10 protein-coding genes and 1 rRNA gene are annotated in these 12,770 nt (G+C 36.2%); 7 read left to right on the top strand and 4 right to left on the bottom strand.

What is annotated here, in order from left to right:
- Nucleotides 1–3: 3 nt before the first annotated feature.
- The 3 genes from PQF83_RS22360 to hemL all read right to left on the bottom strand — a co-directional run bounded on the left by PQF83_RS22360 (nt 4) and on the right by hemL (nt 7,292).
- Nucleotides 4–1,092 (bottom strand): aromatic acid exporter family protein, encoded by a 1,089-nt coding sequence (locus PQF83_RS22360; protein WP_000765784.1) that lies wholly within the window; start codon nt 1,090–1,092, stop codon nt 4–6.
- A gap of 260 nt (nt 1,093–1,352) precedes the next feature.
- Nucleotides 1,353–5,789, bottom strand: coding sequence for a glutamate synthase-related protein (locus PQF83_RS22355; RefSeq protein ID WP_000933001.1), 4,437 nt, complete (start codon nt 5,787–5,789; stop codon nt 1,353–1,355).
- Between the two features lie 198 nt (nt 5,790–5,987).
- Nucleotides 5,988–7,292, bottom strand: a complete 1,305-nt coding sequence (gene hemL, locus PQF83_RS22350; RefSeq protein WP_000260535.1) for a glutamate-1-semialdehyde-2,1-aminomutase — start codon at nt 7,290–7,292, stop codon at nt 5,988–5,990.
- 121 nt (nt 7,293–7,413) lie between these two features.
- Between hemL and PQF83_RS22345 the strand changes: the two genes are divergently transcribed.
- The 6 genes from PQF83_RS22345 to perR all read left to right on the top strand — a co-directional run bounded on the left by PQF83_RS22345 (nt 7,414) and on the right by perR (nt 11,706).
- Nucleotides 7,414–8,427 carry an ABC transporter ATP-binding protein gene (locus PQF83_RS22345; protein WP_000843642.1) on the top strand — a complete coding sequence of 338 codons (1,014 nt, stop codon included), beginning with the start codon at nt 7,414–7,416 and terminating at the stop codon, nt 8,425–8,427.
- Nucleotides 8,420–9,211 (top strand): ABC transporter permease, encoded by a 792-nt coding sequence (locus PQF83_RS22340; protein WP_000521517.1) that lies wholly within the window; start codon nt 8,420–8,422, stop codon nt 9,209–9,211. The genes PQF83_RS22345 and PQF83_RS22340 overlap by 8 nt, the downstream gene beginning before the upstream one ends.
- Nucleotides 9,212–9,215: 4 nt before the next feature.
- Nucleotides 9,216–10,001, top strand: coding sequence for an ABC transporter permease (locus PQF83_RS22335; RefSeq protein ID WP_000639354.1), 786 nt, complete (start codon nt 9,216–9,218; stop codon nt 9,999–10,001).
- 72 nt (nt 10,002–10,073) lie between these two features.
- Nucleotides 10,074–10,478, top strand: coding sequence for a potassium channel family protein (locus PQF83_RS22330; protein ID WP_000964356.1), 405 nt, complete (start codon nt 10,074–10,076; stop codon nt 10,476–10,478).
- 44 nt (nt 10,479–10,522) lie between these two features.
- A complete protein-coding gene (gene bcp / locus PQF83_RS22325) occupies nt 10,523–10,978 on the top strand; it encodes a thioredoxin-dependent thiol peroxidase (RefSeq protein ID WP_000633725.1) in 456 nt (151 codons plus the stop codon).
- Between the two features lie 299 nt (nt 10,979–11,277).
- Entirely contained in the window at nt 11,278–11,706 is a 429-nt protein-coding gene (perR, locus tag PQF83_RS22320; RefSeq protein WP_000237831.1) for a peroxide-responsive transcriptional repressor PerR, read from the top strand.
- A 209-nt stretch (nt 11,707–11,915) separates the two neighbouring features.
- On the opposite strand, the gene PQF83_RS22315 is transcribed toward perR, so the two are convergent.
- Nucleotides 11,916–12,272: a YgzB family protein gene (locus PQF83_RS22315; protein WP_000025063.1), complete on the bottom strand. Its 357-nt coding sequence runs from the start codon at nt 12,270–12,272 to the stop codon at nt 11,916–11,918.
- A gap of 388 nt (nt 12,273–12,660) precedes the next feature.
- Between PQF83_RS22315 and PQF83_RS22310 the strand changes: the two genes are divergently transcribed.
- Nucleotides 12,661–12,770: ribosomal RNA gene (locus tag PQF83_RS22310) — 16S ribosomal RNA — on the top strand; the annotation flags it as partial.

The following is a 12,770-nucleotide window of genomic DNA, read 5'->3' as shown; positions in this document are numbered from 1 at the left end:
TTTTTATTCGTCTTCTTTTTTATCATCGATTTTGAGTTCTGCTTCTGGTTTATGGTATGTGTAGAAGCTATCCACAAGTAAATCTAAATGCTCTACTTCTTCACTATAGTTAATAATAGCAGAAATAAGAGGGAAGAGATGTAGCCATGTTTTATATGCCTCTTCATCATCCTTGTTTTGATATTCCATAAAGATATCAATTAATTCCTGTTTACCTGTTTCAACTTCATCAAGCATTTCAACAGATTGTTGTTTTTTTGCTTTACCAATAAATTTTAATAAAACTTGTTCATGATAATGTGTTAATGAATCAAGTTCGTTCTGAATAGATTCCTGGAATTCTTCTGGCATATAGCGCAGTTCGTTTTCAGTACGATGTAATGATTTTAACGTACTTAAAGCACGACTTGTTGTCGCTAACATTTGTCTGAATAAAACAAGCTTACGAATTTTTGCGAACTTTACTTTTTTCGTATAGCTTCTTTCTTCTTTATACAGCAAATAGTAATGGTTTAGTTTGATCATTTTTTCTTTCATACGATCAATATCAGTTTTTAATGTTGTAAAATCAGAAGCTTGCCTGCTATTCATTCGAATCCATTTTACAATTTCTTCTGTATTATCAACGATGCGATGATATAACTTTGTTTCGTATTTTGGCGGCATAAACACTAAATTTACAAGTGAAGCCGCAATAATTCCAACCATAATCGTCGCAAATCGAAGTAAGGCAAAACTAAAGAAATCTTCACCTTGATACTCCATAATAGCGATAACTGTTACTAAAGCAATTGATATTGTGTTTTCTAATCGTAATTGCAATGTAAGAGCAATTACTAATATACATGTTAATCCAATAATAAAAGGATTATGTCCAAAAGCAGTAGCGAATGCGATAGCGAATACCGCACCAATGACGTTTGCTTGAATTTGTTCAAGTGCAGTTAAATACGAACGGTATACAGACGGTTGAACAGCGAAGATAGCTGAGATTCCCGCAAATACTGGACTCGGTAAGTTAAGTAAAATACAAGCAAATAAAGCTAATGTGATGGCAATACCCGTTTTTAAAATGCGAGCACCAAGTTTCATACCCTTAATAAGATCCTTTCTCTTGTCATAATGAATGTACAACATGATACTATACATTCATTACAATATGTTAGCAAGTGATATTTTAGTGACGTTAATAAGAAATTAAGATTCATTTTATACTTTTTCCTAATTCTTTTTAAACATCAATTTTTAGTAAAAAAACCTGCTGAATTTCAGCAGGTTTCAAATTGTTACTATAGATTACTATGAGAAGTGTACTTCGTCAATTTTTTTCTTGAAGATGAAAATTAGGCATATCACTCTGTTGATATAGATGGATCAGCCTGCTCTTTTTTCGGGATGATTTCAAAAAACTGTTGCTGCATATCATCGAATAACGGTGTCAATAAAGCAACTTCCTCGTATTGCTCATGTTCATTTAATACACGGATATAATCTAGTAATAACTCGGTCACATCTTGCACACCATTTTTACTAAGTGGTTGTAATGTAACATTTGCTCCTTTTGCGATTCTTCTTTTTAAGGCCTGTTCTGTTAAACCTAAGCTTGAATCATGGCGTAAATAAACAACACCGCCAGTCATACCAGCGCAAATCCATGGACCAGGATCTCCTAAAACAAGCGCGCGCCCATTTGTCATATATTCAAAAGCGAAACCTTTAATATTAGAGTATGCTCCTATATTCCCTTGTTCTTTTTCGCGGAGTGGCTTTATCATGCGTCCGCCAATTATCATGTCTGCTCCAGAGAGGCGAATGCCAGCGCGAGCATCAGCGTTACCTTGAACGTATAGCGCCCCTTTTTGTGCACCGTATCCAAAACCTTTTCCGACAGAACCGTTATAATATAGACCATCTTTTCCTTTTGCTTTCGTTATATAAATACCACCACCAAAGGAGGTTTTACCAATACCATCTTGTGCGCCGCCGTTTACGTGTATAAATAAGTTCTCACTATTGTAAGCACCTAATCCATTTCCAGGAATCGAGCCATTCGTATACTTTAATGTAAGTGGTTCAAGCTTCGTGTCTTCATATAATTTACTACGAACGCGATAACAAGATTCTAGACCACCCATAACGCGTTGCTCTACGCCAACGCCTACTAATTCTTTTGAATGAGGAGAATGAATTGTTTCAAATTGTTTTTCTAGTACGTGTTCTGTTTTTGTACCAGATGGATGTTCTATCGTTTGTAGTAAATTACATAAGTTTAATAAATTTTTGCCTCGAACTTGTTCTAATAAATCGGAACGCCCGACAATTTCTTGTAAATTTGTATAGCCGAGATTTCCTGTTAATCGTTTTAGTTCTTCGCCAAAAGTAGTGAATAAATGTAATAATCCAGCCACGGCGCTTTCTAATTCACGCGGGACGAAGCGGCGTAATCCGTGTTCTTTCGCTTGAGCTTCAGATTCAATCTGTGTTGCGATTCCAACGTGGCAAGTATCTAGATGACATCCGCGGCAAGTTGTACAGCCAATTGCAATCATGGATAATGTACCAAATCCAATGCGGTTTGCTCCAAGGAGCATAATTTTCAAGGCATCATTCACACTTCGAATACCACCATCAGCCCAAATTTCTACTTTATGTCTCATATTTGCTTCTAATAAAGCATTGTGAGCGGCTTTCACACCAATTTCTACAGGAAGCCCTACATGTTGCAATGCGTGAATACGTGCGGCACCTGTACCACCATCAAATCCGCTAATGTTAATAAAATCAGCACCAGCTTTAGCGATACCGACAGCAATTGTTCCAATGTTAGGGACGACAGGAACTTTTACAGCTACTTTTGCAAGTTGATTAGCCGTTTTAATTTCTGTAATCATTTGAGCTAAATCTTCAATGGAATAAATATCATGATTGTTAGAAGGTGAAATTAAATCAGAGCCAATTGTAGCATTACGCGCTTCAGCGATTTTGGCTGTTACTTTTGAACCTGGCAAATGTCCACCTTCACCAGGCTTGGCACCTTGCCCAATTTTTATTTCAATTAAGTTTGATGAATTGAGTAGTTCGGCGTTTACGCCAAATCGTCCGGACGCGATTTGTTGTCCACGTGTATGTGGATATTTTCCAATCATATCTTTAATTTCGCCGCCTTCACCGTTCAAACTAATCATATTTAGCTGATCGGCTGCTTCTGCATATGCACGAAAGGCAATTTCATTTTGAGAACCGAATGACATGGAACTAATAATAAATGGTAAATCATGATTTTGAATACTGATGGACACTTCTTCAGCCGGAACGACATGTTTTGTTTCTTTCGTTTGAACAAGATGTCTAATTGCGATTGGGTTATTTTCTTCTAATTCACTTAATTTTTCACGGTAATCATCATAAGAGTTTCCCTTTGCAACATCGCCGATTGCTTTCCAAATTCGCGGGAATATATGAAAAGATTTTCGCATTCTAACTTTAGGATTGTTATAATCGTTCGCTCGCATTTGTGCATCTTCAGCAAGTGATTCAAGAGAAAAAGCTAAATCATTTGAACCTAAGAAATTTGTAATTTGCAATATATTTGCGATTTCTTCATGTAACCCGATAGAAGAATAGAGGCGACCGTAACCACGCAATTCATGAATTCCAATTGTTGAAATGACTTTTTCCAGTCCTTTATTAAGTGCATGATATAAATTCGTAATTGGTGTTTTTGTCCCATCATTTACGGTTGCAAATAGTAAATATGGATTGATACTATCTGCTCCTAATCCATACAGTGTGACGATATCGTGTAAGGAGCGAAGGGCACCAGAACGTATAACGAGAGAGCAGTTTCGGCGTAATTTATTTTCGCTTAATACTTGATGTACTTTCGCGGTAACTAAATGCGGATCAATCCATAATCGTCCATTTAGGTGAGCGTCAGCATCGTCTATTAATAATAGGGAAGCTCCATCGTTCACGGCTGTTATCGCTTCAGAACTAATTCGACTTAAGGCACATTGTAAAGTTTCTGCCTGACTGAATGTAGCAGAGAGTGTAGCGATAGAGCTATGAGTATTGAATAGTTGTATAAGTTGCTCGTACGTAATTGTGTGTAATTCTTCTACAATAGATTGTGCTACACTTCCTTCTAAAATGATTGGGGAAAGCATCTCAACTACAAATGGCTGTTTAGCATCGGCCAATAAACTTGGACGTTTGCCAAGTATCGTTCGGGTGGAGAAGTGTTCAACTTCTCGATCGCGATCGATTGCTGGATTTGTAACAACAGCTACACTTTCCTTAATGAAGTCAGCGATATTTCGTCTATCAGTATCAAGTGCAGCGAGTGGTGAGTCATGCCCAAGTGAGCGAATTGGTTCAACACCTTTTGTTGCCATCTGTTCAAGAAGCTGAATATGTTCACGATCCCATCCGAAAGCAACGTATTGTTTTGTGTCAACTTGCATAGAATCACATAATCCTTGGATTTCTTTCGTTTCAGGGGTAGATAAGTTTAAATGATAATCTTTAGTATCCACTCGTTTTTTAAAACGGTCATATACTTGAGCTTGGTATTTGTCATATTCATAAAGAACAAGCTCATCTTGTTCATTCCACTTTAGTCCGACTTTTTCCCCTGGAGCGAGTGGTTTTGGTTCTGCTACATATTCAGTTGGGGATACAACTCCAGGTTCAGAAGAGAAAATATAAGAGCTTTCTGTCTCTACTTTCCATACTGGTCGTAGCCCGAGGGAATCCACGCTGAAAACAGCTTCATCTTTATAACGTGAAATAATGCCAGCTGGACCTTGTGCAAAATGGCCCCATGCTTCACGTATATACGTATATAAATCTTGTAAATGTGGTTCATAAAGTTTAATTTCATTAATAATTGGCGGGAATAGTATATCCATTGCTTCAAATAAACTGTAGTTGTATTGAACAAGTAGAGTTTCTAAGGTGCGGTTTAAATCTTGGGAGTCACTGCCCCCAGCAGTAAGTGGAACGTGAATCATTTCAGCTTGATCGCGTAATTTTGCAATTGTGTTAATTTCACCATTATGTCCGAGGATACTAAATGGTTGTACACGAAAGAAGTTAGATAATGTATTAGTAGAATAGCGATTATGTCCTAGTGTCATAGTTGAAGCAATAAGTGGGTGTTGTAAATCATTGTAATAGGCAACAAGTGTATCCCCAGCACCGAGAACTTTATATACAACGTGATCGCGACTTAAGGAAGCAACATGAATCGCTTCATTTTCTTCTATTTTTATCGTTACTGTAAATAATGTTTGCTCAATATTTGTAACTTCATTTTCTGCGATAAGAGCAACTTGCCAAAATAAAGGTTCTTCTTGTTTACCAAGTGGACCGAGTGCATCGGAGTTGATTACATCATCACTTTCGAAAAGAATTGCAAAGTTTTCGTTATTTAGTTGTGTACGAATATGATTTTTTAAATTAACTATATTTTCGTTTTTGTTTAGAAAAAAATGTCCAACGATAAAGTGGGGATGATCCACGATCGTTGGATTATATCCGCTACTTTTTAATTTTTCATTCCAAAGTGATTTTGGTACATCAATGTGAATACCGATTCCATCGCCTTCGCCATTAATGAAACCAGCTCTATGATTCATTTTGACGAGCGATTGTATGCAAAGGTCAATATTTTCTTTTGTAGGAATTTTTCGTTTCTCCATAACGGAAACGATTCCACACGCATCGTGTTCCGCATTTTTGTAATCTCGAAATAAAGACGGTGTCCATGTGTTTGTTTTATTGAGCATCCGTCAATCCCCCCTCTTATGAAAGTTTGAATAATCTTACTATTCGAGGCGTGAGCAGCCTTATATACAAAGATAGTAAGGATATAAAATAAAATTAAACAGATAATTATGAATAATTATACTATTAATGAGGGATTTATGAAATAGAAAAAAGGAAAAAAGAAAGGTGTGCTTTCTTTTTTCCTTTTAATGGCGGGATTATTTATTGTTTGCTAAAGCAGCAAATGCTCTACCTACAGCTTCAATTGTATATTCAATATCTTCTTTTGTATGTTCTGTCGTTAAGAACCATGCCTCGTATTTAGAAGGTGCTAAGTTAATTCCTTCTTGCAGCATAAGCTTGAAGAATTTACCGAACATTTCTCCGTCTGTATCTTGTGCTGCATCGTAATCTTCAATTGTATTTGTTGTGAAGTATACAGTTAAAGCGCCTTTTAGGCGGTTTAATGTAATATCGATATTATGTTTTTCAGCCTGCTCTAAAATTCCTTTTTCAAGCATTGCACCAAGTTCATCTAATTTTTCATAAAGCCCTTCTTGTTGAAGAACTTCTAGACAAGCAATACCAGATGCCATAGAAGCAGGATTTCCTGCCATTGTACCAGCTTGATATGCAGGTCCAAGAGGGGCAACTTGTTCCATAATTTCTTTCTTACCACCGTAAGCACCGATTGGAAGTCCGCCGCCAATAACTTTACCAAGCGCTGTTAAGTCTGGTGTTACGCCAAGTAAGTCTTGAGCACCACCGTACATGAAGCGGAAAGCAGTAATAACTTCATCATAAATTACTAGTGCACCAGCTTCGTGAACAAGTTCATTCACTTTCTCAAGGAAGCCAGGTTTTGGCTCTACAATACCGAAGTTTCCAACGATTGGTTCTACAAGAATAGCTGCTACTTCATGTCCCCATTTATCTAATGCTTCTTTTAAAGTTTCTACATTATTAAATGGAACGGTAATAACTTCTTGAGCGATACTTTGTGGTACACCCGCTGAGTCAGGAGTTCCTAGTGTAGAAGGGCCAGATCCAGCTGCTACAAGTACTAAATCAGAATGACCGTGGTAACAACCAGCGAATTTCATAATTTTTGTGCGGCCTGTGTAAGCGCGAGCGACACGAATTGTTGTCATTACAGCTTCAGTACCAGAGTTTACGAAGCGAACTTTATCTAATGCAGGCATTGCTTCTTTTAACATTTTTGCAAATTTTACTTCTAGCGCTGTTGGAGTTCCGTAAAGTACACCATTTTCAGCAGCTGTTGTAATTGCTTTTGTAATGTGCGGGTGAGCATGTCCAGTAATAATAGGACCGTATGCTGCTAAATAATCGATATATTTATTTCCGTCTACATCCCAGAAATAAGCACCTTTTCCACGTTCCATAGCAACAGGAGCGCCGCCACCAACTGCTTTAAAAGAACGAGAAGGACTATTAACACCGCCAACGATATGTTCTAAAGCTTCTTTATGTAATGCTTCTGATTTTGTGAATTTCACTACCATTCATCTCCTTACAAAAATCTATGTATTATTCTAACATGTTTTTCGAAAAGACGTATTGTTTGTGATAGAGAAGGCAGTTGGGTAAACTATTCGTTGTGACATTTAGGAAGGGGGTCCGGTTATGAAATCGGTAATTGAGGTACAAGGGTTACGTAAAGAATTTACAGCCTATTCAAGTCGTCCAGGTTTAAAGGGTGCATTTCGCGATTTATTAAATCGTAATTATAAAATAGTACCAGCAGTAAATGATGTATCTTTTACTGTGAAACAAGGTGAAATGGTTGGATATATCGGTGAGAACGGTGCCGGTAAATCAACGACAATTAAAATGCTTACGGGAATTTTGACTCCGACATCAGGAGACATTTTAGTAAATGGGATGAACCCACATAAGCAGAGGGAAGAATTTGTAAGAACAATTGGTGTTGTTTTCGGTCAACGCTCGCAGCTTTGGTGGGATATTGCCGTGCAAGAATCGTTTCGTTTATTAAAAAAAGTGTACGGTGTATCAGACGCTCAGTATAAGGAACATATGGAGCACGTAATCGAAACGTTAGATATTGGTCCTTTGTTAGACAAGCCAGTTCGAAAGTTATCTTTAGGTCAAAGAATGCGTTGTGAATTAGCGGCGGCATTAATTCATAATCCACCGTTATTATTTTTAGATGAACCAACAATTGGGCTAGATGTACTTGTGAAATTGAAAATACGTGAATTTTTAAAAGAAATGAATGAACGTTATAAAACAACAATTTTATTAACAACCCATGATATTACTGATATTGAAGCATTATGTGAGCGCGTTATCATGCTGGATGAAGGAAATATTATGTATGACGGTTCTTTACATAATCTTCGTACGCAGTGGGGAGCAGAGAAGGAAATACATTTTCAGTTTGTCGCACCAGTTTCCTATCAGGCTTTATCAATGGTTATGCCAGATAGTCATGTCGTTTGGTCGAAAGCGAAAGAGGAAAACGCGTGGATTGCCAAAATACCGAATGAAGAAGTTATTATTTCAATGCTTATTTCTAAAGTGGTACAAGCCTTTCAAATTAAAGATTTAAAAATTAACGAAGTGTCTACAGAGGAAATTATTCGTAACATTTATGAAGAAGGTATTAAACATGGGTAAGTACATTGAAATGATTCGAATTCGCTTTTTAATGATGCTTGCGTATCGCACAAATTATTATAGCGGGATTTTAATTTATACGATTAATATCGGTGCGTATTATTTTTTATGGCAAGCAATTTATAGCGGAAAAGAGAATATTGAAAGTTTATCTATTTCGCAAATGACTACGTATATCGCAATTGCGTGGATGGCACGTGCTTTTTATTTTAATAATATAGACAGGGAAATTGCGATGGAGATTCAAGAAGGACGTGTAGCGGTAGAACTGATACGTCCATATAACTATTTAGGGATGAAAGTGATGCAAGGTCTTGGTGAAGGAATATTTCGCTTTGCCTTCTTTTCCATTCCGGGTATGGTCATCGTTACCTTATTATTTTCATTGCAAATTACAACGAACTTTCAAACGTGGTTATATTTCTTCTTATCTTTAATATTTAGTTTTATTATTAATACACAAATTAATTTAATGACGGGAATGCTCACATTCTTCTTATTTAATAATAGTGGAATTATGTATGCAAAACGTGTTGTTATTGATTTGTTTTCAGGTCTATTATTACCAATTAGTTTTTATCCGTTATGGGCCCAAAAGGCAATGATGTTTTTACCGTTTCAGGCTATTAGTTATATTCCGAGTATGATTTTCTCAGAAGGTATACAAGGAAGTAAATTGTATGAGGCATTATTATTCCAAGTAATTTGGGCCATTGTACTTATTATTCCGATTGTACTCATGTGGAGAACGGCGAGAAAACGTCTAATTGTACAAGGGGGATGATGAGATGATATATATAAAACTATTTTTGCAATATGCAAGTCAATATATAAAAACAAAATTGGAGTATCGGGGCGATTTTATCGTTGGATTACTTTCTGATTTATCACTACAGGCTGTTAATTTAATCTTTATTCTTGTTGTGTTTGGACATACGCAAGCATTAAAAGGTTGGAGTAGAGAAGAAGTCATCTTTATTTATGGTTTCTTTTTAGTGCCGTTTGCCATTTTCTCAGCTTTCTTTAACATATGGGACTTTAATGATCGTTACATTATTAAAGGAGAAATGGATCGCATATTAACGAGACCGATTCATAGTTTATTTCAAATTATTTTAGAAAGAATGGAGCTTGAATCTTTAATTGGAGCAATTACGGGAATGATTGTAATGGGCTACGCAGCAGTGGAGTTGCAATTATCTTTTTACTGGTACGATATCTTCTTATTCTTGTTGATGGTAGGAGGGGGCGCACTTGTATACGGAGGAATATTTGTTACGCTTGCAAGTCTTGGTTTTTGGTCGGACGCGAAAAGTTCGATTATGCCGCTAATGTATAACATAGGGAATTATGGCCGCTATCCTGTTAATATTTATAACCGTGTGATTCGCTTCATTTTAACGTTTGTCTTACCATTTGCGTTTGTCGGAGTGTATCCAGCAGCGTACTTTTTAAGAAAAACAGAGTGGAATAGCTATGCATTTGCAACACCGCTCGTTGGTGTTATCTGTTTTACGATTGCAATTACTCTTTGGAATCAAGGGGTAAAAAGGTACCGTGGTGCAGGGAATTAATTATAAAAGCTTGTTTGTTTCTAAGGGATAAATCCAATGGCTGTCTCATACATATAAAATGAGGTGGAGGACATGTTATGGGGATTTATTCTATTAATTGTAGCAATTGCTATTTTGAGAAGTGTCCAATTGTTATGGAGTTCCTATTCAGATTCAACGCGTTTTTTTTCGCTGTATAATCTAGCCACATTATTTTTGATTTATACAACTGTACTAATTGCGTTTGGATTAAGTTATGTTGTATTAGAAGAAATGGGTTTTGCAGTTTTGAAAGAGGATGGAGAAAGCTTAAACGCTCACTCTTTTCAACTCGTTGAAATTTGTTTATATTTTAGCGCAGTTACTTTATTGTCTGTTGGATATGGTGATATATCTCCAATTGGAATTGGGCGGTGGATTGCAATTGGAGAAGCGCTAATTGGATATACATTACCGTTTGCTTTCGTGATCAGGTCTGTAATAGACAATGAAAAATAAGGAAGCATTTGTTATAGTAAAAGAAAAGAGTAGGAGTGATAACAATGATCACAGTAGGAGAAATGGCTCCAGAATTTACATTAGAGGGAAGTAACGGGGAACAAGTTCGCTTAGCTGATTTTCGTGGGAAAAATGTAGTTCTATATTTTTATCCGAAAGATATGACTCCAGGGTGTACAACTGAAGCGTGTGATTTCCGTGATTCTTATGGATTATTTCAAGAGAAGGACACGGTTATTCTTGGAGTGAGTCCGGATTCGGCAAATAGACATTTGAAATTTATTGAGAAGCATGAACTTCCATTTACACTTTTAGTAGATGAGGATCATAAAGTAGCAGAATTATACGATGTTTGGAAATTGAAAAAGAACTTTGGGAAAGAGTACATGGGAATTGAGCGCTCTACATTCCTGATTAATAAAGCCGGTGAGCTTGTAAAAGAGTGGCGTAAAGTGAAAGTGAAGGGACATATTGAAGATGTTCTTTCTTATATAAAGTAAATCCATTGTGGAGATAAAATATACAGAAGTAAGGCGAGTGTCTATACATATTTTATTGTCTTACATAAAGTGAAGTGTAGGGCATACCTCCTCAGATGATAGTATTCCAAGTGCGATTATGTCGCACTTTTTTTCTATTGTAAATGCATAAAAAATAGGGAAAGATACATAAGAATAAGGCTATATACAAAAATAAACCACATACTTATAGTAGAAATATTGACGATTTATAAGAAAAGGAGTACACTCTTTATAAGAATTATAAAATAATAATCCGTATAGAATCGGGGTGCATGACGGTGGTCAAAGAAGAATTAAAAGAAGCGCTAGAAATGCTGAAAAATACGGGTGTACGCATTACTCCACAGCGTCATGCTATTTTAGAGTACCTTGTGGAATCAATGACGCACCCAACAGCGGATGATATTTATAAAGCATTAGAAGGTAAGTTTCCAAATATGAGTGTTGCAACTGTCTATAATAACTTACGTGTATTTAAAGAGGTTGGGCTTGTAAAGGAATTAACTTATGGAGACGCTTCAAGTAGATTTGATTATGTTACAAGTCAACATTATCATGTGATTTGTGAAAAATGTGGTAAAATTGTTGATTTTCCTTATGGAGGTTTGGAACAACTTGAAGAGGAAGCTGCAAAAACAACAGGCTTCGTTATTAATAGTCATCGCTTAGAAATTTATGGCGTTTGTCCAGAGTGTCATAAGGCGTAATATATAATAAAGAAAGAGGCTGACGGCTTTACGTCAACCTCTTTCTTTATTATATATGGGAATTACGTTAGGTTCAGAAGGAGTTAAAATGTTCAGTGGAGATCTAATTTAATTAAGAATAAATACAAAAGGTGATTTCTTAACCAAGAAATCACCTTTTAATGTTTAGCTCAGTAAGGATACATTTTCCTTACTGTACTCATATGTGCCTATGATTTATAGCTCTTCTTATTATATTTTTCATCAAATTCTTTTCCTTCTAGATTTCGATCCATTGTTAAAGGTTGGTTGCAATGCATACATGCGTCGACACGACCGAGCATTTTTGTAGGTTTATCGCAGCTTGGACAAATAATTTGTACAGTTTTAGTAGATAACATACCAATCCAAAAATAAACGACTGTACTAGCGATAACAGCTAAAAAGCCAACCATCATAAATGTTGTCATAATAATAATGTTCTCACGGAAAAAGACTCCTAAGTATGCAATGAAGAGGCCGATAAATACTAAACTTAATGCAAAGGTCCGGATTTTATTGATTTTGTTTGAATACTTAATGCTCATTCTCACCACGCTCCTATAACAATAATATAACATAAAATTTAGAATTTTCTATCGTGCAGAAATATGGTAAAGTGATAAGATATGAAATGCAGAAGGAAGGGAGATTATAATGATTTTTGAAACATGTTTTTAAACTTTTAACGGGATGTGAAATTTTTTTATAAAAAGTATTGACCATGTATGTACTGCATGATATATTAATAACCGTCGCTGATGCGGAAACGCAGAAAACGATAAAAAAGAAATTAAAAAACTTAGTTGACATCGAAAAACGAAGATGTTAACATAAGGAAGTCGCAAATGAGCGACTAAGTAGTTCTTTGAAAACTGAACGAAACAAACAACGTGAAACGTCAATTTTTATTTTATGATGCTAGACAAACTAACTTTATTGGAGAGTTTGATCCTGGCTCAGGATGAACGCTGGCGGCGTGCCTAATACATGCAAGTCGAGCGAATGGATTAAGAGCTTGCTCTTATGAAGTTAGCGGCGGACGG

This window comes from Bacillus sp. FF-1 (assembly GCF_028548245.1).
GTDB lineage: Bacteria > Bacillota > Bacilli > Bacillales > Bacillaceae_G > Bacillus_A > Bacillus_A paranthracis.
The sequence above is the reverse complement of the archived record's forward strand: the minus strand, read 5'-3'. Positions and strand labels throughout refer to the sequence as shown.